Annotated in this window: 19 protein-coding genes and 1 pseudogene; 14 read left to right on the top strand and 6 right to left on the bottom strand. The window is 56.3% G+C overall.

The features are described from left to right. Positions 1-409: 409 nt before the first annotated feature. The 11 genes and pseudogenes from AC1DWG_RS20055 to AC1DWG_RS20005 form a co-directional block, all read left to right on the top strand. Positions 410-553: pseudogene (locus tag AC1DWG_RS20055) on the top strand (GntR family transcriptional regulator); the annotation flags it as partial. After that, positions 550-1,461 (top strand): dihydrodipicolinate synthase family protein, encoded by a 912-nt coding sequence (locus tag AC1DWG_RS20050; RefSeq protein WP_477761940.1) that lies wholly within the window; start codon positions 550-552, stop codon positions 1,459-1,461. The pseudogene AC1DWG_RS20055 and the gene AC1DWG_RS20050, both read left to right, overlap by 4 nt. Further along, positions 1,454-2,971: an aldehyde dehydrogenase gene (locus AC1DWG_RS20045; protein ID WP_477788253.1), complete on the top strand. Its 1,518-nt coding sequence runs from the start codon at positions 1,454-1,456 to the stop codon at positions 2,969-2,971. The genes AC1DWG_RS20050 and AC1DWG_RS20045 overlap by 8 nt, the downstream gene beginning before the upstream one ends. Further along, positions 2,968-4,314: an NAD(P)/FAD-dependent oxidoreductase gene (locus tag AC1DWG_RS20040; protein ID WP_477761938.1), complete on the top strand. Its 1,347-nt coding sequence runs from the start codon at positions 2,968-2,970 to the stop codon at positions 4,312-4,314. Before AC1DWG_RS20045 ends, AC1DWG_RS20040 begins: the two co-directional genes overlap by 4 nt. 67 nt (positions 4,315-4,381) lie before the next feature. Beyond that, positions 4,382-5,233 (top strand): glycine betaine ABC transporter substrate-binding protein, encoded by an 852-nt coding sequence (locus AC1DWG_RS20035; RefSeq protein ID WP_477788252.1) that lies wholly within the window; start codon positions 4,382-4,384, stop codon positions 5,231-5,233. A gap of 75 nt (positions 5,234-5,308) precedes the next feature. Further along, a complete protein-coding gene (locus tag AC1DWG_RS20030) occupies positions 5,309-6,427 on the top strand; it encodes a quaternary amine ABC transporter ATP-binding protein (protein WP_477788251.1) in 1,119 nt (372 codons plus the stop codon). Beyond that, positions 6,424-7,272 carry an ABC transporter permease gene (locus tag AC1DWG_RS20025; protein WP_477761936.1) on the top strand — a complete coding sequence of 283 codons (849 nt, stop codon included), beginning with the start codon at positions 6,424-6,426 and terminating at the stop codon, positions 7,270-7,272. Before AC1DWG_RS20030 ends, AC1DWG_RS20025 begins: the two co-directional genes overlap by 4 nt. Beyond that, a complete protein-coding gene (locus tag AC1DWG_RS20020; RefSeq protein ID WP_477761935.1) occupies positions 7,269-8,117 on the top strand; it encodes an ABC transporter permease in 849 nt (282 codons plus the stop codon). The genes AC1DWG_RS20025 and AC1DWG_RS20020 overlap by 4 nt, the downstream gene beginning before the upstream one ends. Positions 8,118-8,129: 12 nt before the next feature. Then, positions 8,130-9,128: a 4-hydroxyproline epimerase gene (locus AC1DWG_RS20015; RefSeq protein ID WP_477761934.1), complete on the top strand. Its 999-nt coding sequence runs from the start codon at positions 8,130-8,132 to the stop codon at positions 9,126-9,128. A 104-nt stretch (positions 9,129-9,232) separates the two neighbouring features. Beyond that, a complete protein-coding gene (locus AC1DWG_RS20010) occupies positions 9,233-10,246 on the top strand; it encodes a GlxA family transcriptional regulator (protein WP_477755857.1) in 1,014 nt (337 codons plus the stop codon). Between the two features lie 102 nt (positions 10,247-10,348). Then, on the top strand, positions 10,349-11,278 hold the full coding sequence (locus AC1DWG_RS20005; protein WP_477761932.1) for a DMT family transporter: 930 nt from the start codon (positions 10,349-10,351) through the stop codon (positions 11,276-11,278). A gap of 102 nt (positions 11,279-11,380) precedes the next feature. Here AC1DWG_RS20005 and fdhA read toward each other — a convergent pair whose 3' ends face one another. Then, the gene (gene fdhA / locus AC1DWG_RS20000; RefSeq protein WP_477755859.1) at positions 11,381-12,580 is read right to left on the bottom strand and encodes a formaldehyde dehydrogenase, glutathione-independent; all 1,200 of its coding nucleotides are present in this window, start codon (positions 12,578-12,580) and stop codon (positions 11,381-11,383) included. Positions 12,581-13,046: 466 nt separating this feature from the next. Between fdhA and AC1DWG_RS19995 the strand changes: the two genes are divergently transcribed. Continuing rightward, positions 13,047-13,826 (top strand): SDR family NAD(P)-dependent oxidoreductase, encoded by a 780-nt coding sequence (locus AC1DWG_RS19995; RefSeq protein ID WP_477788250.1) that lies wholly within the window; start codon positions 13,047-13,049, stop codon positions 13,824-13,826. Positions 13,827-13,903: 77 nt separating this feature from the next. Here AC1DWG_RS19995 and AC1DWG_RS19990 read toward each other — a convergent pair whose 3' ends face one another. Further along, entirely contained in the window at positions 13,904-14,659 is a 756-nt protein-coding gene (locus tag AC1DWG_RS19990) for an SDR family NAD(P)-dependent oxidoreductase (RefSeq protein WP_477760202.1), read from the bottom strand. Between the two features lie 12 nt (positions 14,660-14,671). Then, positions 14,672-15,439, bottom strand: coding sequence for an SDR family NAD(P)-dependent oxidoreductase (locus AC1DWG_RS19985; protein WP_477788249.1), 768 nt, complete (start codon positions 15,437-15,439; stop codon positions 14,672-14,674). A 357-nt stretch (positions 15,440-15,796) separates the two neighbouring features. On the opposite strand from AC1DWG_RS19985, the gene AC1DWG_RS19980 reads away from it, so the two are divergent. Then, positions 15,797-16,504, top strand: coding sequence for a TetR/AcrR family transcriptional regulator (locus AC1DWG_RS19980; RefSeq protein WP_108217575.1), 708 nt, complete (start codon positions 15,797-15,799; stop codon positions 16,502-16,504). Next, positions 16,494-17,279: a pyrroline-5-carboxylate reductase family protein gene (locus AC1DWG_RS19975; RefSeq protein ID WP_477761927.1), complete on the top strand. Its 786-nt coding sequence runs from the start codon at positions 16,494-16,496 to the stop codon at positions 17,277-17,279. The genes AC1DWG_RS19980 and AC1DWG_RS19975 overlap by 11 nt, the downstream gene beginning before the upstream one ends. Positions 17,280-17,319: 40 nt before the next feature. Here the strand turns inward: AC1DWG_RS19975 and AC1DWG_RS19970 are convergent, their stop codons facing one another. Genes AC1DWG_RS19970 through AC1DWG_RS19960 form a run of 3 tightly spaced genes read right to left on the bottom strand, consistent with a single transcriptional unit; the run spans position 17,320 to position 20,984 of the window. Then, the gene (locus AC1DWG_RS19970) at positions 17,320-17,703 is read right to left on the bottom strand and encodes a VOC family protein (protein ID WP_477788248.1); all 384 of its coding nucleotides are present in this window, start codon (positions 17,701-17,703) and stop codon (positions 17,320-17,322) included. A gap of 60 nt (positions 17,704-17,763) precedes the next feature. Beyond that, entirely contained in the window at positions 17,764-18,888 is a 1,125-nt protein-coding gene (locus AC1DWG_RS19965) for an S-(hydroxymethyl)glutathione dehydrogenase/class III alcohol dehydrogenase (RefSeq protein WP_477788247.1), read from the bottom strand. A 59-nt stretch (positions 18,889-18,947) separates the two neighbouring features. Further along, the gene (locus AC1DWG_RS19960) at positions 18,948-20,984 is read right to left on the bottom strand and encodes an oxidoreductase (protein WP_477761925.1); all 2,037 of its coding nucleotides are present in this window, start codon (positions 20,982-20,984) and stop codon (positions 18,948-18,950) included. Positions 20,985-21,153: the final 169 nt, after the last annotated feature.

Genomic DNA, 21,153 nt, shown 5'->3' with positions numbered 1-21,153 from the left:
TCCGTGCACTCATTTCGTTTCTGAGTCCTTACTAATGCAGACAATTCTTAAATGCCGATGTTTGCATCGATAGCAATATTTCTACAGTACCTTAGTCGAGCCCGGGCAAACGGATCCTAACTAATGGGACGAGTGTACAAGTGAGCTTCGCCGCCAATTCGTCGGTAGAATATCGCTGTTGTAAGACTACGACGGCAATGATGCATCAACAAGAAACATTTACTCTTATCAATGCATAAACAAATGTTATCGATTGACGTCGCGGCTCTGATGGGGGAATCTCAAGTCATTGAAAACAAAGAAAAAAGTATTTTTAATGACGAGTGAAGCATCCCTCTAGAAATGTATACGCCGGAAATACACTCTATTGACCGCCTTCTTGGCCCATGCCAGTCTGGATTCAACAGTTAACCAAAGCGCCGTCGTTTATCTCGTGTTTGAACACTGGGAACTGTCCCGTGAAAACATGGAGATGTTTATCGCGCCTCAAGGCATCAAGGCTGACGCGCTCGTTGACCTTCCACGTAACTCGCATTCGGAGAATTTATCTTGAAATTTGAAGGTATTTATACGCCAGCAGTAACTCCTTATAACTCTGATGGGGAGATTGACTGGAATGTGTACTCGGAAGTTTTGGAATCGCTGATTGAGGCGAAGGTGCACGGCATTATTATCGGCGGGTCGACCGGCGAGTATTATGCGCAGACTTCGGAAGAACGCACCGAGTTGGCGGCCTACGCCAAAGATGTGATCGGCACTCGGGTGCAACTGATCGTCAGTACCGGGGCGATTCGTACCGAAGATGCGGTTCAGTACGCCAAGGATGCCAAATCGATCAAAGCGGACGCCATTCTCGTTACGTCCCCGCCTTACGCGCTGCCAACCTCACAGGAAAACGCGATTCACGCGCTCACGATCGATCGCGCAGCGGACTTGCCGATCATGCTTTACAACTATCCGGGGCGCATGTGCGTTTCGATGGATGAAGAATATTTCACGCGTGTCAGTCAATCGAAAAACGTCGTCGCCATCAAGGAAAGTTCCGGCGACATGGGCCAGGTGCATATGCTGGCCCGGCAGTTTCCCAACATTGCCTTGTCCTGTGGATGGGACGACCAGGCCCTCGAGTTTTTTGCCTGGGGCGCCCGCAGTTGGGTGTGCGCAGGTTCCAACTTCCTGCCCAAGGAACACGTTGCGCTTTATGAAGCCTGCGTGATCGAAAAGAACTTCGACAAAGGCCGTCAAATCATGTCGGCAATGATGCCGCTGATGAATGCCCTGGACGGTGGCAAGTTCGTGCAGTCGATCAAGTACGGCTGCGAAGTTGCCGGATTGAAAGTCGGTAACGTGCGCCTGCCATTGCAGCCACTTGAAGCGGACGAAAAGCAGAGTTTCGCGTCGGTCATTACCGAACTTAAACGCAACGTAGCCAACATTACTTCGGGAGCCTGCCATGGGTGATCTTCTGAGCAAGGCCGAATATGCCGCTCTGGCTAAAGACATTTCACTGCCATCCAACGCGTTCATCAATGGCGCGTTCAAGCCCGCGATCTCTGGCAAAACCTTCGCCACGAACAACCCGGCAACGGGTGAGTTTTTGACAGACGTCGCTGCCTGTTCGTCCGAGGATGTCGACTTTGCGGTGATTAACGCCAAAGAGGCCTTCGAGGATGGACGCTGGAGATCGATTTCCCCCAGGGAGCGTAAAGCTGTTCTGTTGAAGTTTGCGAGCCTGCTTGAAAGCCATCAACACGAACTGGCCGTCCTCGAAAGCCTCGATAGCGGCAAGCCTGTTAGTGAGTGTCAGCTGGTCGATGTGCCGGACACCATCCACACCCTGCGTTGGCACGCGGAACTGATCGACAAGATTTATGACAACACCGCCCCGGTGGGCAGCGACGCGCTGACCATGGTCGTTCGGGAGCCGATCGGCGTGGTGGGCTGCGTGTTGCCCTGGAACTTCCCGCTGCTGATGCTGGCCTGGAAAATCGGCCCGGCGCTCGCCGCAGGATGCTCGGTCATCGTCAAACCTGCCGAACAAACGTCGCTGACCACGTTACGTGTCGCTCAGCTGGCGTTTGAAGCCGGTTTACCCGCCGGTGTCCTCAACATTGTCACCGGCACGGGCAAAGAGGTCGGCGAGCCGATTGGCTTGCATAACGACGTCGACATGGTGAGCTTCACCGGCTCCACTGCGACCGGCCGCCGTTTCCTGCATTACGCAGCCGATTCGAACCTGAAACGCATCGTGCTCGAATGCGGCGGGAAAAATCCGGCGGTAGTGATGGATGATGCCGAAGACTTGGATCGTGTGGCCGAGCATGTCGTCAACGGCGCGTTCTGGAACATGGGCGAAAACTGCTCCGCGACCTCGCGCCTGATCGTCCACGCGTCTGTTAAAGACGAGCTGCTGGAGCGCATGGGCGCCTACATCCGCGAATGGAAGATGGGTGACCCACTTGATCCGCAAAACCGCGTAGGGTCGCTGGTCAGCCCAGAGCATTTCGCAAAAGTGAAGTCGTACCTTGAGCACGCCACCGCCGCAAAGCTTGAAGTTGTTTACGGTGGTGCGACCAAAGACGGTGCCTTCGTAGAGCCAACCGTGATTGACGGTGTCGGTCGAGACAACCGGCTGTTCCAGGAAGAGATCTTCGGCCCGATTCTTTCGGTGACCACCTTCAATACGATCTCTGAAGCCATTGCCCTGGCCAATGACACGGTATACGGCCTGGCGGCCTCGGTTTATACCGGCAGTCTGCGTCGGGCGATCAAGTTGTCGCGAGAAATCCGCGCCGGCATTGTCACTGTGAACTGCTTTGGTGAGGGCGATGCGTCGACGCCTTTCGGCGGCTACAAGGAATCAGGGTTCGGTGGCCGGGACAAATCCATTTTTGCCCACGACCAGTACACCGAAATCAAAACCATCTGGATCGATGTGTCTGATCGGTCGGATGAAGAGACCGAAAAATGAGCACCCATACCATCAAGCGCCTGCCGGTAGACACCGGGGTTTCAGGTTGGGAGGCGATTTCCGCACGCACTGCGCCTGTCCGCATGCTTGATGGAAACGTGACGGCGGATTGGCTGATTATCGGCGCCGGTTTTGCCGGCCTGTCCGCTGCTCGCAGACTTTCACAGTTACACCCGGGTGACAGCATTGTTGTGGTCGATGCTCATGAAGTCGCCAAGGGGCCAGCAGGCAGAAACTCTGGCTTCATGATCGATGTGCCGCACAGTCTGTCGTCCGGGGAGTACTCCGTTGCCAGTGAGTCTGCAACGGCTCTGGAAATCACGCAAAATCGTTTCGCGATTGATTTTGCTGCGCAAGCCGCACGCGAGTACGGCATGTCTGCAGACACCTTCGATCCTTCAGGGAAGATCAACGCGGCCGCCACTGAGCGGGGCTTGAAGCTGAACGTCAATTACGCCAAATCCCTTGAGCGCATTGGCGAAAAGTTCGAGATGTTTGATGCAGCGCAAATGCGTGAAATCACTGGGTCAACCTATTACCAAGGTGGGATCTATACCCCCGGCGCAGTGTTGATTCAGCCTGCGCAATACATCAGAGACCTGGCAGCGGGGCTCGAAGGGGAAATCACTCTTTATGAGCGCTCTCCAATCATTGAGTTGTCCAGGCAAGGTACCAGCTGGACTGCTCGGTCTCATAACGGGGTGGTGCGCGCACCCAAGGTCATTCTGGCGGTCAACGGCCACATTGAAGACTTTGGCCATTTTCAAGGACGCCTGCTGCACGTCTTCACTTACGCCTCCATGACGGCAGCGTACAGTGATGATGAATTCAGGAAAGATGTACCAGGAAAAGCCAGGTGGGCCTTATTGCCGGCTGATCCAATGGGCGCGACTGTTCGTAAAATCTCTACAGACGGTCTCTCACGTATCGTCATCCGGACAAAATTCACCTATGACCCGAGTATCCAGGTCACCCCAGAGCGTGTAGCTGCGGTTGCCAAAGAACAGCGACATTCCCTGGATGCACGCTTTCCCGAATTGAAATCCACTGCGTTGGAGTTCAGTTGGGCCGGTCGTCTGTGTTTGAGTCGTAATAGCGCCGCTGCATTTGGCGAGATCGAAGAAAACCTGTATTCGGCTTGCTGCGAAAATGGGTTGGGAACGGTCAAGAGCACCCTGGCAGGTGTAATGGCGGCGGAGTTGGCTTCGGGTACACGTTCTGATTTTCTGGACAGTTTCAGTCACGCACCAGGACCCAGCAGGTTACCCCCCAAGATAATAACGAAGCTGGGCGTCAGTTCGGTTATTCGTTGGCATGAGTTTTGGGCCGGGCGAGAAGGTTAATAAGTTAAGTTGTCGGCTTTTCCTATAAAGGCCGTTTAACAAGTCACTAATAAGAACGGAATAATCCATGAGAAATATCTGGAAGGCATTCTGCGCGCTCGCGTTGGTGGGCATGATGAGTTTGCAGGCACACGCTGAAGAAAAAAACATAGTAATGGGGACCATGTCCTGGGAGGATTTGGTGCCCATTACCGGTATTACCAAGAAGGTACTTGAGAACGCTGGGTATACCGTAAAAGTCGTGGAGTTTTCCGAGTGGGGTATCGCCTACGCTGCACTCAGCAAAGGGGATATTCAGGTGTTGGCATCCCAGATTGATTACGCCGCCACCGATTATTGGAAAAAGAACAAGAACAAAATCGAGAAGCTGTCACCGGTCTCCTTTGGTCTTTATCAGGGCATGGCAGTACCCAGTTACGTAGACATCGACTCCATTGAACAGCTGAACGCAAACGCGGACAAACTGGGGAACAGAATCATTGGCATCGAGCCTGGTTCGGGTTTGATGAGTGACGCGAACAACGTGGTCAAAGCGTACGACATCAAGCTCAAGCTGGTCGAAGGCAGTACTTCGGCAATGACCGCGGCTTTAAAGTCGGCAGTCGATCGAAAAGAATGGGTGGCGGTAACCGTCTGGGATCCTTCCTGGATGACCAAGAAATTTGATCTCAAATTCTTGAAAGATCCAAAAGGGGTCTTCCCGCCATTGCAGGGTTATTACTGGATCGGGCACAAAGGCTTCGCTGAAGCCAATCCGCGTGCGCGCGAACTGATGGCCAGTGTTTATGTGCCCATCACGGACATCACCGCAATGAATGCTGAAGTCAAGGATGGCAAGACCATGGACGAGGCTATCAAGGGCTGGATAGATAGCCATACAGATCTTGTAAATCGTTGGGGAAATATCAAGAACTATTGAGTTTTGTTTGTTTGCCACTGCCGCCCTTTGATTAATTAGAGAAGCCAGCAAACAACTGGTTCGATGGATTGCGAAATGACGATGGCCACAATTAATACTGACGAAGTGCTGGTAGATTGCCAGTCGGTTTGGAAAATCTTCGGTAAAAATGCACCGGCAGCCATGGATGCTGTTGTCCAGCAGGGTCTTTCAAAGACCCAGATCCTGCAAAACTACGGCTGTGTGGTCGGGGTTTCCGATGTCAGTCTCCAGGTTCGCCGGGGGGAAATCTTTTGCATCATGGGTTTGTCCGGCAGTGGCAAATCCACCCTTATAAGGTTGCTGAACAAGCTGATCACCCCGAGCTCGGGGAAGGTGCTGGTCAAAGGCAAGGACGTTTCATCCTTGTCACCCGCACAGTTGCGAGAGGTGAGGGCGCGGCATATCGGTATGGTCTTTCAAAGCGTTGCCTTGCTGCCTAACCGTACGGTTCTTGAGAACACCGCGTTTGGCCTGGAAGTGCAGGGTGTTGGCAAGGCCGAGCGTTACAAAGTGGCCGAGCTGGCGCTGGCGAAGGTTGGATTGAGCGAGTGGACTTCACGCTATCCAAGCGAGCTGTCCGGGGGCATGCAGCAACGGGTCGGACTGGCGCGTGCACTCACAGCTGACCCAGAAGTGATTTTGATGGATGAGCCGTTCAGCGCGCTTGATCCGCTGATTCGCCGACAGTTGCAGGATGAGTTCCGCCAGCTGACCAAGGAGTTGGGCAAGTCCGCGGTGTTTATTACACACGACCTGGACGAGGCCATCCGCATCGGTGACCGCATTGCGATCATGAAAGATGGCGCCATCATTCAGGTTGGCACCGCCGAGGAAATCGTGCTCAACCCGGCTGACGACTACGTGGCGGAATTCGTCGCCGGCATTTCCCGATTGCATCTGGTCAAGGCTCACTCGGTCATGACGTCTTTCCAGGCCTACAAGGCAGCACATCCGACTTGCGACATTTCCAGGCTCACCAAAACCTCGCTTGACGCCGATATCGACGAACTCATCGGTTTGACGATGAAGTCCGTGCGCGACGCGCTTGCCGTCGTCGATAACGGAACAGTGGTGGGGATCATTACGCCCCGTGATCTGCTGCGTGGCGTTCAAGGTATTCCCAACGAGTCTGCGTCCGTAGCAACTGCCAATGCGATGGAGGCGTCCGCATGAGCACGCCGGATTTTTCCAGTCAGTTTGATACCTCCATTGATGCAGGACTGGAATGGCTTTCGGATAATGGCGAGTTCGTGTTCGATGCCGTCAATGCGGTGCTGAAGGGCATTTACGAAGGCGTGCTGTGGTGTATCGCCTATCCACCGCACTACGCCGTAGCGATTGTCATGGCGTTGATTGGCTGGCGTGTGGCTGGCGTTCGCTTTGCGACTCTCGCAGGTTTGGCCTTGTTGTTTTGCGACGTCATCGGCTTGTGGCCAGAGACAGTCAGCACGCTTGCCCTGGTGCTCACAGCGACTGTCCTGGCACTGGTTGTCGCCATTCCGCTGGGGGTCATTGCCGGTCTGGCGCCGGCCTTTGATCGTGTGGTTGATCCTTGTCTGGATTTGATCCAAACGATGCCGCCCTACATCTACCTGCTACCGGCCATTGCACTACTCGGCTACGGCCCTGCCACGGCGCTGTTGGCGACTTTTATCGTTGCGCTTCCCCCTGCGCTACGACTGACCTCCCTGGGTATTCGCATGACACCCAAGGAGTTCATCGAGTTGGGAGATGCCAGCGGCGTGACTGGAATGCAGATGTTTTTCAAGATCCGCTTACCATTCGCCATGCCCAGCATCATGGCCGGTGTCAACCAAAGCCTGATGATGGCGTTCGGTATGGTCGTCATCGCCGGCATTGTGGGTTCGGGCGGTTTGGGCGAGGCGATTTACGGTTCCATCCGTACGTTGGATATCGCCAAGTCGATCAATGCGGCCATCGCTATCGTTATCCTGACCATGATCCTGGATCGTCTGGCGCAGAGTGCTGCACAGGCGCGGGTGAGGGCTTCCCAATGACAACGCACATTCAATTTTCTCCAGGCGATTACCTGGCTCCTGCCGTTGATTGGCTGAACACGAATTTACATGGCTTGTTCAAAGGGATCAGTCAGGTCGTTGAGGGGGTACTCGGCGCAGTGGAGGGAACGCTGCTTGCTCCCCATCCGTATTTATTCATCGGAATTGTCGTTGTCGCGGCCTTCTTTTTTGCCAATAAGCGAGTCGCTGTTTTCGCTGCGGTGATGTTGGCTTTCTGTTTGTTCGCTGGCCTTTGGGTCGCGTCCATCCAGACGATCGCGCTCGTTAGCGTGTCGGTCCTGATCTCCGTTGCCATCGCTTTTCCGCTAGGTGTTCTGGCGGCCCGGGTGAAGCGTGTCGATGAAGCAATGCTGCCGATTCTGAACATCATGCAGACGGTGCCGCCTTGGGTTTACCTGATCCCCGCCGTGATGCTGTTCAGCTTGGGGCGCGTGCCCGCGATCATCGCAACGATTGTTTATGGCATCCCGCCGATGCTCAGATTGACAACCCTGGCCTTCAAGCAGCTGCCCAAGGATCTCCTTGAGTTGGGCCAGGCGTCCGGTGCTTCACCTAAAGACATTCTGTTCAAAATTGAACTGCCGACAGCCGCACCCACGCTGTTGGTAGGCCTGAACCAATGCATCCTCATGTCCTTGGCGATGGTGGTGCTGGCTGGTCTGGTGGGGGCGGGCGGTCTGGGGGCTGAAGTAACCCGAGGCCTCTCCAGAATGGAGATGGGCTTGGGCCTTCGAGCAGGACTGGCCATTGTCGCTATTGCTCTGCTGTTGGATCGACTGTCACGCGGTGCGTTGCAGCGTCATTCCCCCAACAAATTTCTTTGAAAGGGCTTCAGCATGAGACGTAGTTTTTTTTGCATTGACTCACATGCCTGCGGAAATCCGGTTCGGGTCGTAGCGGGCGGAGCGCCGCTGATGCCGTCGGTTTCAATGGCGCAGCGGCGCGATATTTTTGTGCGTGATCATGACTGGGTGCGCACCGCGTTGATGTTCGAGCCCCGGGGGCACGACATCATGTCCGGCGTCATCATCTATCCATCGGTACGTGACGACTGCGACTTCGGTGCGTTGTTTATCGAAGTCAGCGGCTGCCTGCCGATGTGTGGAGCGGGCACCATCGGATTATCGACCGTGGTCATTGAAGAGGGCTTGGTGACACCTCGTGAGCCGGGAAAACTGGCGATTGAAACACCGGCGGGACGGGTCGATGTCGAATACACCATGGGCGGCGAATTTGTTGAGTCGATTCGCTTGTTCAACGTAGCCAGCTACCTGCACAGYGCCGATGTGGTGGTGGAAGTACCGGGTATCGGTACGTTTACGGTGGACATCGCCTACGGCGGGAATTTCTATGCGGTGGTCGAACCACAGGAGTGCTGGACTGGATTCGAAGGGCAGACGACGGCTGACATCGTGGGGTTGAGCCAGAAGCTGCGTGCAGCGCTCTCGGTCATTTGTGACCCTGTGCATCCTGAGAACAGCAGAATCAGTGGTGTTCACCACATTATCTGGTGTGACAAACCACACAGTAGAACCGTGCATGGCCGCTGTGCAGTATTCTACGGTGATAAAGCTATTGATCGTTCTCCCGGTGGTACCGGTACCTCGGCCCGGATGGCTCAGCTCTTCGCAAAGGGGCGGCTGAATGTCGGCGACATTTACCGACTTGAAAGTCTGATTGGTACGATCTACGAAGGAAAGGTTGAGGCGTCGGTAAAAGTCGGAACCTTCGACGCAATGAAGCCAAGTGTCAGCGGCTGGGCTGAGGTGATAGGTCACAACACCATTTTCGTCGATGATAAAGACCCTCTGGCTCACGGGTTCCAGCTCGCATAAAACAGTTTGGTCACGGCGTCAGCGGTTGATTCTTCGCAGACGCAGATTCAACCTTGGTTTGCACAAAGACTGCATTTGCTAGTGTAAAAAAAGCGAGGCGTAAAGTGATCGAACGACGAGATTTCAGCGGGTGTATGAAAGGTAAAAACCTGCGCTATCTGGAAGAGACTCGGAGCGAGCCGACGGCTCATGCCCGGGCAGGATTTTTACTGCTCGAACACTTCTCGTTGCCTGCATTTACGCAAGCGCTCGATACGATTGTCACTGCCAACCTTTTGCGGCCTACGTTGTTCTCTTCACGAACCTTCGGGGTGCAGGACGGAGAGGTCACCAGCGACCTTGGCCTAGTCATTCGACCTGATGCGCGTTTGGACGTCGCAGCACTCAAAGACCTTAATTTGCTGGTCATCTGCGGCGGCTATCGCACCGAACTCAAAGTCAATCACGAGCTGATCAGCATTCTCAAAACGGCATCGGAACTGGGTATCACCCTGGCCGGGCTGTGGAATGGGGCGTGGTTTTTGGGCGTGTCAGGTTTGCTTGAAGGGTATCGTTGTGCGATTCATCCCGAGCACCGACCTGCGCTCGCAGAAATTTCCAAAGTCACGCATGTCACCAGTGAAGCATTTGTCATGGATCGAGACCGGCTCACGGCTTCGAGTCCGGCGGGTGCTTATCATATGGCTCTCGAATGGATCAAAGGGCTGCATGGCAAGGCGCTTGTCGAGGGCATCGAAGACATTCTGTCTTTCGAAGAGTCGCGGTATCGGCGTATCAAACCGACACAGAACATCTCGTTGAGCGCCCCCCTCAAAGAGGTGGTCAAACTGATGGACGCCAACCTGGAAGAACCGTTGCAAATGGACCAACTGGCGGTATATGCCGGACGTTCCCGTCGACAAATAGAGCGCTTGTTCAAAGAGCAACTGGGTACCACGCCGCAACGGTATTACCTGGAATTGCGCATTACCGAAGCACGGCGCTTGCTTCAGCACACAGAGCTGTCTCAGGTTGATGTGCTGGTCGCATGCGGCTTTGTTTCACCGAGCCATTTCAGCAAATGCTACAGCTCGTATTTTGGTTACCGGCCTTCGAGAGAAACGCGGTTGGTGAAGTAAAGAACGCGTGATCAATCCTCAGTGACTGGTGGTCTTTAACCGCGACTGCGGGCTGCTGTAACGCTCCAAACCGGAGTTGCTGAAATTTTAAGGAGGAGGGGCATGACCGAGGTGCGATTGAAGAGCGATCAAACAAAAAACACGGCGTACTTAACGACGCCCACCGTTGCCGCTAGTCCTGGGGTCGCAAGGCCTCAACTCGGGATTTTCCTATGCCTGCTTTCAATGCTTATCTTTGCGAGCCAGGACGGAATAACCAAGGTGCTTGTCAAAGACTTCCCGGTTGCCCAACTGGTCATGGTGCGTTATTGGGTGTTTGTCGTTTTTGCCTTCGGATATGCCGCCTACCAAGGTAGGGTCAAGGAGTCTTTATGCAGTAAACACCCTTGGCTCCAAATCATTCGAGCCCTGTTAGCCGTTGGTGAAATAGTACTGTTTGCAGTCGGGTTACGATATTTAGGTTTGGCTGAAATGCACGCTCTCTATGCGGTATTCCCTCTGATGACTTTGGCATTGGCGGGGGGCCTGCTAGGAGAGTTTGTCGGGCTACGACGTTGGATCGCTGCTGCCATAGGGTTCACCGGCACACTGATCATCCTGCGACCAGGCGCGGGCGTCTTTGAACTCGCGGCCGTGATTCCCTTGCTGTCTGCTTTAGGGTTCGCATTCTTCAATGTGCTGACGCGCCGGATTAGCCAGCACGATTCCTTTGCGACGAACATGCTTTTTATGGCAAGTGTGGGTGCCCTGACGATCACATTTGTGGGGCTGCCCGCCTGGGTTTCTCCGACTCCGGTCCAGGGCTTCTTGATGGGGATCCTGTCATTGACGGGAGTAGTCGCTCAGATTCTCCTCATTCAAGCACTGAAGTACGCGACCGCTTCTACCCTGCAGCCTTTCAACTATGCGCTTCTGGTGTTCGCCACTTTGGTTGGTGTAATCGTTTTTGCCGAGCGCCCTGATACCTGGGTGGTTGTCGGCGCAGCGTTGGTGATTATCGGGGGGCTGTATGCGATTAAAGCAAAGGTGTGAACGTACCTGAATGTATGAAGTAATCAATGTGTGGTTGGTTTCCTGGATGAGCAAGGCCATAAAAAAGGGCAGCTCAAAGCTGCCCTTTTCCCAACCTGCTCCTTAGGCGGCGCTAAACAGCTTGTGCGGATCCATGACGAATTTTTTCGGCACCCCGGCATCGAACTCGTGGTAACCGCGCGGCGCGTCGTCCAGGCTGATTACCTGCACGCCGACGACCTCGGCAATGTTGATCCGGTCCCACATGATCGCCTGCATCAGCTGACGGTTGTACTTCATCGTCGGGGTCTGGCCGGTGTGGAAGCTGTGGGACTTGGCCCAGCCGAGGCCGAAACGGATGTTCAGGCTGCCATGCTTGGCGGCTTTGTTGACCGCGCCCGGGTCTTCGGTGACATACAGACCGGGGATACCGATATTGCCGGCGACCCGCACCACGCCCATCAGCGCGTTGAGCACATCGGCCGGGGCCTCGTGCTGCGCGCCGTCATGGCCGTGGCCACGGGCTTCGAAGCCGACCGCATCGACCGCACAATCGACTTCCGGCTCACCGAGCAGGTTAGCGATTTGCTCGTACAGCGGAGTGTCCTGGGTCAGGTCGGCGATCTCGAAGCCTTGGGCCTTGGCATGCGCCAGACGCAGCGGATTGACGTCGCCGACGATCACCACCGCCGCACCAAGCAGACGGGCAGAGGCGGCGGCAGCCAGTCCGACCGGACCGGCACCGGCGATATACACCGTGCTGCCAGGGCCGACACCGGCGGTGACCGCGCCGTGGTAGCCGGTCGGCAGGATATCGGAGAGGCAGGTCAGGTCGCGGATTTTCTCCATGGCCTTGTCGCGGTCGGGCAGCTTCAGCAAGTTGAAGTCGGCATACGGCACCAGCACGTATTCGGCCTGGCCGCCAACCCAGTCGCCCATATCCACATAGCCATAGGCACCGCCGGGGCGCGCCGGGTTGACCGTCAGGCAGACGCCGGTGTGCTGTTCCTTGCAACTGCGACAACGGCCGCAGGCAACGTTGAACGGCACCGAGACCAGGTCACCGATCTGCACGTTTTCCACGTCACGGCCCCTCTCGATCACCTCGCCGGTGATCTCATGGCCAAGCACCAGCCCGACCTGGGCCGTGGTCCGGCCACGCACCATATGCTGGTCGGAGCCGCAGATATTGGTCGAAACCACGCGCAGGATTACGCCGTGGTCGATGCGCTTGCCGCGCGGGTCTTCCATTTTCGGATAGGGGATGGTCTGCACCTCGACCTTGCCTGCGCCGAGATACACGACACCACGATTACCAGACATGCTTTCACCTCGCTTTTGTTGTTGTGAGAACACGGCCCTTGTACTGCGAAGGGGCGCGCGGCCTTACAGTGCGGCGGTAAATGTCTTGCGTTTGCGCGTGAATGCAGATCGGTTGGAAGTTACCTTCCAACCACGCGTGATTAGCAGTCATCGTATCGATCCTACGCCTGGTATCAGCACTCTGCGAGGGCATTCAGCACCCAATCACCGCCTGTTTCCAGCCATGCTCCGAACAATCGCCTATCGTCGGTTCCGATGCTTGCTGGAGGTATGCATCCCTCCGTGCCTAATGCGTCTATGATTCAGCCTGGATCTTCTATGAGGATGCAGTACTTACCAACAGGATCAGCGCCTGTATCCCCGGATATCCACCTGCAGCGCCAGGTGTGAGTTGTATGTTGAGTATCTCTTTCCCCTCAGTTTCCATGGATTCAGGGGCTAACCCCGGACGATAGGAGCAAGCGCGATGATTGCGGACTGGACTGGTCAGGTAGCGCTTGTCAGCGGAGCCGGTAGTGAGCGAGGAATTGGCATTGCGATTGCGAAGCGACTGGGCAGCCTGGGCGTTAAGTTGATAATCACAGGCAGCAGCGCTCGCATTCATGATCGGGTTGAGGAGTTACGTGCCGCAGGATTTGAAGCGCAAGGGCGTGCGGCGGACTTGAGTGAAGAGAATCAAGTCCTTGAACTTGCCACTTGGGCAGAATCGGTATGGGGACGAATCGATATTCTTGTGAACAATGCCGGTATGGCCGCCCAGGGTCATCCGGAGCCTTTTGCCGATCTGGCGGACATGAGTGTCGATAGCTGGAATTTTTCAATTGCTCGGAATCTGACAACCGCCTTTCTGTTGACCCGTGGAATTTTGCCGGGGATGCGCAACAGACACTACGGCCGAATCGTCAATGTCAGCTCCACGACTGGCACTCGGGCAGGTCATCCAGGAGAGGCGGCTTATGCTGCGGCCAAAGCTGGGATGGTAGGTATGAACATGAGCCTGGCCCTTGAGGTCGCGCGCTATGGAATCACGGTGAACTCGGTCGCGCCGGGTTGGATCGCCACAGGGTCAAGCACTCCAGAGGAAGAGAATGCAGCGAAGTATGTTCCGGTTGGCAGGGCTGGTCGCCCGGAAGAAGTGGCTGCTGCCGTTACGTTCCTGGCCTCACCTGAGTCCAGTTACATAACCGGCGAGTTGCTGGTGATCGACGGTGGCAACTGCTTGATAGAGAACAAAGCGCCCAAGTAATCAATGTGTGCCCGCCGCGAAATTTTGCAGCGGAGGAGAGTAAGTGACTCCCTCCGTCGCAAGTCAGGCTGATTCAATCAAAACGGCAGTGGCAGTTTCGCTGTGCGCCCCCCATCTACCACCAGCACCTGCCCGGTAATGAAGGCCGATGACTCCGAGGCGAGGAAAACGACCGTCCCGCCGACATCCGCCGGCAACCCGGTACGTCCGACCGGGTGAAGGCGCAGGAGTGCCTGGCCCGCCGCACGCGGATCAGCTTGAGCGGCGAGGTACGCATCACTCAACTCGGAATTGATCCACCCTGGCGCAATGGCATTGCAGCGGATGCCGTCCCGGCCGAGATCGACTGCCAAGGCTCGGGTCAGCCCATGGATACCGGCCTTGGAGGCACAGTACGCGGCATGTTCAGGGTTGGCGCCTATCCCTTCGATCGACCCGATGTTGATGATGCTGCCACCGCCTCGCTGACGCATCTGGGGCACCAACGCCTTGCACAAGAACGCTGGCGCCCGCAGATTGACAGCCATCATGCGATCCCAGTCCTGTTCGGTCATATCATCAATGGATTTCTCGAACATGAACCCTGCATTATTCACCAGGACATCGACTCCGCCGAGCTGCTCCCGGGCTATTTGCGCGATCAAACCGGGGGACTCCATCGAAGCGAGATCAGCCTCGACGAAATAGACTTGAGGGTGATTTTGCAAGTCGGCATCCAGTGCCTGGCGCTGAGCGATCAACACAGAAGCTCCCGCCTCAAGCAATTGTTCGGTGATGCCTCGGCCAATCCCTCTGCCGCCCCCGGTCACCACTACATTTTTACCTTTGAGCATCGCTACCTCTCCTTAGCCGGATACCGGCTTGGCGCCTGTGACTTCGACCGTTTCACCGGCGATGTACCTGGCCTCGTCGGACGCCAGAAATGCGATGACATCCGCAATGTCTTCAGGCTCGGCGATACGGCCTAATGGCACGCTCTTGTTCAACTCTTGCACGGCCTTGTCCGGATCCAGGCCGCGACGCTCAAAGCCGCTGCGTATCATCGGGGTATTGATTTCGTGCGGGCACACGGCGTTGACACGAATGCCCAAAGGGGCGCAATCGCGGCCCAGATTCTTGGTTAAAGCCGCGACGGCCCCTTTGCTTGTGCAATACGCCACGTGGGCGGGGCCGGGATAAATGCCCCAGACAGATGATGTATTGACGATCGCGGCGCCGGGGCGATTTTTCATGTGCGGTATCGCGGCACGGCAGATGAAGAACACCGCATTCAGGTTTACGCCCATGGCGTCGAACCACATGTCGTCAGTGGTTTCCTCAATCGTGCCGCGGGGAATGATGCCCGCATTGTTCAGTACGATATCGATCCCCGAAAAAGTGTCGATGGCAGATTGGACAATCGCTTCGCAATATTCTTTTCGGCGCAGGTCGCCAGCCACGTAGTGCACTTCGGCGCCTAAGTCACGGACTTTGGCGGAAATTGATTTGCAACCGGTTTCGTCAAGATCAGACAAAACAAGCTTTGCACCTTCTCGGGCGAACAATAACGCTAACGCCTGTCCGACACCGCCGGCAGCGCCGGTAATGACCACCACTTTATTATTGAATTTCATCGGGCAACCTACCTGGTAAGTTTTTGGCGCAGCCATTATTTAATTTCAATGGATCGCAGCGTCCAGCAACTTTTTTACTGGGCCAAAGATAACCAGGCGTTATCAGAAATTACCGACTCGAGAATAGAATCGCGCCCAAGACAGCCCAACAGAAGTTTGTTTTCTTTGTGCACCGTGCTTCATGTCTCTGGATGGGAATCTCCAATGATCCCAATGTGGCTAGCGCGCATTCCTGTGAAACGTGTGGAAAAGCAGGCATGCCTCAGACTGCGAAGTCAATAAAATGTACTCAGGTGTACATTCAGGGAGGCATCGGGGTACATTCGCGTTACGCATTTTTTGAAGAAGGTAAGCGCGATGTCCCAGTTAGGGAAGGCACGTGGTAAGGCCCAGGATGCAGGTTGGCGCGGCTCCCCGGAGGGTTGGCTTGAAGCTGCCTACGAAGCCCTGAAGGAGTCGGGCATCGATGCCGTTCGGGTCATGCCGCTGGCCAAGCGCCTGGGCTTGTCGCGAACCAGCTTCTACTGGTTTTTTGAGGATCGTGAACAGTTGCTCGCCGCCTTGCTTTCACGCTGGCGGGAGACCAATACGGGGGGCTTGATCCGCCAAAGTGAAAGCTATGCGGAAAGTATCTCCGAGGCGATCCTGAATGTGTTCGAGTGCTGGCTCAACCCGCAACTGTTCGACTCGCAATTCGAGTTCGCAGTGCGCAGCTGGGCGCTTCAGTCAGCTGAAGTTGCTCAAGAGGTCGCTACCGTAGACGAGCAGCGCATGAATGCCCTGGCGAGCATGTTCAAGCGCTTCGGCTATGACAGCCAGGGCGCTGATGCGCGAGCCAGAACGATTTATTTGACCCAGATCGGCTACATCACCATGAACACGACTGAGTTGATCACTGTGCGTTTCCAACGCATTCCTCATTACGTGAGCATCTTCACCGGGAAAGTACCCAAACAGCGCGAGCTGGATCGTTTTTACGGGAAATTCGGCTACGCCGAAAAAGAGCCCGGGGTTTTCGTGCCCTTGACCGATACCTTCGAGGAGACGTCTGCAGATGCTCAATGAGACGCTGGGCATTATTGGAGGAACGGGGTGGTTGGGCGCAGCGATCGCCAAGGCAGTGCTGGCAAAGGCATTGGTGCCGACGGGCAATCTGGTCATCTCGAACCGTTCGGGTAGCCATCCGTTGGCGCAACAAGGCGCTTGTCTGGTCACTGATAACCAGGACCTGGTGGATCGCTGCGACGTAGTCATCATCGCGGTTCGCCCCGAGCATTTCGCCAGCCTGAACATCAACGCGACGGGCAAAACAGTCATTTCTCTGATGGCCGGGATTACAGCGCAGGCGATTGCTGCGCAGACCTCGGCTTCGGCGGTCGTGCGGGCGATGCCCAATGCGGCGGTAGAGATCGGGCAGTCTTTTACACCTTGGTATTGCTTCGCAGAGGTAGAGGCCGCGACGAAGGATCTCGTGCAGCATCTTTTCGAATGTGTGGGCACCGCTGCTGAGGTTCAGCAAGAGGATTTCATCGATTACCTCTCGGCACTCTCGGGTACCGGCCCGGCCTTTCCTGCGTTATTGATGACGGCGCTGGCCAATCAGGCGATGGTTGCCGGCATACCCACTGATATTGCGCAGCTCGCCGCTAAAAATGTCGTTGTAAACAGCAGCCAGCTGTTGGCCAGCCACGATGCTCAACAGATGATCGATGCCTTGGTTGCCTACCGCGGAGTGACGGCTGCGGCTTTGCAAACGATGACGCTGGGTCATTTCGAAGAGCAAATTGGCAGGGCGTTGCAAGCCGGTGCTGCCGTTGCCCGCAGAGGGCTTGAAGCCTGATAAACCGAAGCCCCTTCACAGAGGCTCCGGTAAGTGTCGTTTACTCTGCCTTGAAGCAGTAAACGGCCAGCTTGTTACCGTCCAGATCCCGAGCGTAGGCAGCATAAGCATTTTCAGCCCAGCCACGTGAGCCTGGCAGGCCTTCGCAAACGCCACCGTTTGCCAATGCAGCTGTATGGAAGGCATGGATTGCAGCGCGGTTCGGTGCTTCGAAACTGACGGTGACACCGTTGCCGACGGTGGCCGGATTTCCGTTAGCCGGTTTGAGTACGAAGAACGAAGGCTTATCGATGCCCCAGATAGATCCGGCCTCGTCGAGATCGGCAACGCGGTTCAGGCCAATCTCCTTCAAAACTACATCATAGAATGCGCGTGCTTTTTGCAGATCTTTGGTGCCGACGGTTACATGAGTAAAAACAGACATCTTTGTTTCCTTTCTGTTGGTGGTGATTGGACTGTCGACGAATCGGAGGCCCGTCGGATATCAGAAATGAATGACGGTGCGAACGCTTTGCCCGGTGTGCATCAACTCAAATGCCTCGTTGATCTCATCCAGGGGCATGTTGTGGGTGATGAAGGTTTCCAGTGGGATTTCCCCGCGGCCGGCCTTCTCCACATAACTGGGAAGCTCCGTGCGGCCTTTTACGCCGCCGAAAGCGCTGCCACGCCATACGCGACCAGTGACGAGCTGGAAGGGGCGCGTGCTGATTTCCTGGCCTGCGCCGGCAACACCGATGATGATCGACTCGCCCCAACCCTTGTGACAGCACTCCAGTGCCGCTCGCATCAACTGCACATTGCCGACGCACTCGAACGAGTAATCGACGCCGCCGTCAGTGAGTTCGACGATGACGTCCTGGATAGGCTTGCCATAGTCCTTGGGATTGATGAAGTCCGTCGCGCCCAATGACAAGGCAACATCGCGCTTGGCTGGATTGATATCGATGGCGATGATGCGACCGGCGTTGGCCATTTTTGCGCCGATGATCGCGGCGAGACCGATACCGCCCAGCCCAAAAATCGCGACGCTAGCGCCAGCCTCCACCTTGGCGGTGTTGAGTACGGCGCCAATGCCTGTAGTCACCCCGCAGCCGAGCAGGCAAACCTGATCCAGCGGAGCCTCCTTTGGAATCTTCGCCAGGGAAATTTCAGGCAGCACGGTGTATTCGGAAAAAGTCGAGCAACCCATGTAGTGGAACAGTGGCTTGCCTTCATAGGAAAAACGAGAAGTGCCGTCGGGCATCAGGCCTTTGCCCTGGGTCGCCCTGACGGCCTGGCAGAGGTTGGTCTTCCCAGAGAGGCAGAATTTGCATTGCCGGCATTCCGCGGTATAGAGCGGAATCACGTGGTCGCCGACTTGCAGCGAGGTCACGCCTTTGCCGATGGACTCGACCACACCTCCGCCTTCATGCCCCAGCACCGTGGGGAAAATACCTTCGGGATCGCTGCCCGAAAGGGTGAAGGCGTCGGTGTGACAAACGCCGGTCGCAATGATGCGAACCCGGACTTCACCGGCCTTGGGTGGCGCAACATCGATGGTGACCAACCGCAACGGTTCATTGGGCGCGAATGCGACCGCAGCCCTTGATTTCAAGGTCTGTGCTGACATGGAAGAGCCTCGTGTCGAATATGAAAAATTGCCCCTGATCCAGGATCAGGGGCATGACTTCAGATGTCCTTGACCAGCCGCAGCGCATCGTAGATGGCCGCGTGGGTATTGCGCGCCGACACCGCGTCGCCGATCCGGAATAGCTGGAAACGGCCGTCAGGGTTGGTCACGATGTTCTGGGTTTTCCCGGCGATCAGGTTGTGCTGTTCGACCGCGCCGTTGTTGCTCGAATGCGGGCGCAGCTCGAAGTACAGATCGTCCAGGGGCAGGGTGCCGTGGTTGATCACCACCTGATCGACTACGCGCTGTTTGTGCACCTGACCGTAATCGCTGCCGAAATGGGCAACCAGTTGGCCGTCGCGCTTCTCTACGGAATCGACCCGATACGTGACGGTAAAGGTGACGTTCAGGTCCTGCAGGCTGCGCATGTAAGGCACCAGGTTCATCGCCATCACCTCCGGCGAAAACGACCGGTCAGGCGTGACGATCTCCAGTTTTGCACCGCTGTTGGCGATGACCTCCGCTGCTTGTAGCGCCGCATGGTCGCCCGCGTCGTCAAAGATCAGCACGTTCTGGCCGGGCTTGACGTCGCCGGAAATGATGTCCCAGGTCGACACCACCAAATCGTTGCCCTGTTTGAGCACCTCGGTATGGGGCAAGCCACCCGTGGCAACGATCACCACATCCGGCTCTTCAGCCAGCACCGTCTCGGCCTCGGCCCAGGTGTTGAAGTGGAACTTCACACCGAGGCGTTCGCATTGCACCATGCGCCAGTCGATGATGCCGATCATCTCGCGGCGACGCTCGCTCAGAGCAGTCAATCGAATCTGCCCGCCGGGCTGGTCGGCGACTTCGAACACCGTGACGTCGTGGCCACGTTCACCGGCGACCCGCGCTGCCTCCAGACCCGCGGGGCCGGTCCCGATCACCACCACGTTGCGCTTGGTCGGCGCCTTGGGAATTTCGTGGGGCATGGTGGTTTCACGCCCGGTGGCGGCGTTGTGGATGCAATACGCGGCACCGCCCTGATAAATACGGTCCAGGCAATAGTTGGCCCCTACGCAGGGGCGAATTTCTTCTTCGCGCTTTTCGATGATCTTGCGCACGATGTGCGGATCGGTCATGTGCGCGCGGGTCATGCCGATCATGTCTACCTTGCCGGAGGCAATGGCGTGTCGGGCGGTTGCGACGTCGGGAATCTTGGCTGCGTGGAACGTCGGGAAACCCGTCGCCGCACGGATCTCGCCGGCGAAATCCAGGTGCGGAGAGTTGCGCATGCCCTGGATCGGAATCACATCGGTCAGGCCGGCATCGGTATCAATGTGCCCGCGAACGACGTTGAGGAAGTCGACCAGGCCGCTGTCCTTGAGCATGTGAGAAATCTGCATGCCGTCCTTCGCACCGAAGCCACCGGGCAGGTCTTCATCGCCGGTGTAGCGGACCCCGAGCAGGAAGTCTTCGCCGCAGCGTTGGCGGATACCGCGCAGGACGTCAAAGGTGAAGCGCAGCCGGTTTTCCAGCGAGCCGCCGTACGGGCCGTCGAGGTCGTTGGTCAATGGCGACCAGAACTGATCCATGAGGTGACCGTAAGCCTGCAACTCCAGACCATCGAGGCCCGCTGCCTTCATGCGTTCGGCGGCATCCACGTAGTCCTTGATGATTCGATCGATGTCCCAGTCTTCCATCTTTTTCGGAAAGGCCCGGTGGGACGCTTCACGGCGATGAGAAGGCGATACGACCGGCAGCCAGTCAGCCTTGTCCCAGCGCGTGCGCCTTCCCAGGTGGGTCAACTGAATCATCACCGCCGCGCCGTGTTCGTGGCATTCGTCGGTCAGATCCTTCATCCATTTGACCACCTCATCCTTATACGCCAGCACGTTGTTGAACACCGGCGGGCTGTCGCGGGAAACAGCGGCGGAGCCTGCGGTCATGGTCAGCGCCACGCCGGCCTTCGCGCGTTCAACGTGATAAGCGCGGTACAGATCCTTCGGCATGCCGTCGACAGGATACGCGGGCTCATGGGAGGTGGTCATGATCCGGTTTTTGAGAGTCAGGTGCTTGATCTTATAGGGCTGCAGCAGGGGATCGCTGGACATGGTGTTGCGCTCCGGGAATAGAACATCGGGCTTGGTTTGACATAACGGTATGTCGAATGTTCATGTGTGTCAATGATTGAGACACAGGTGTACATTTTTCTTGCGCGGTGGAAAAACCAGGATTAACATCCATTCGAAACAGGGGTGATCGGGCCGGTCATCCCAGGCA

Source organism: Pseudomonas sp. P4_B3, assembly GCF_056402295.1.
The sequence above is the reverse complement of the archived record's forward strand: the minus strand, read 5'-3'. Positions and strand labels throughout refer to the sequence as shown.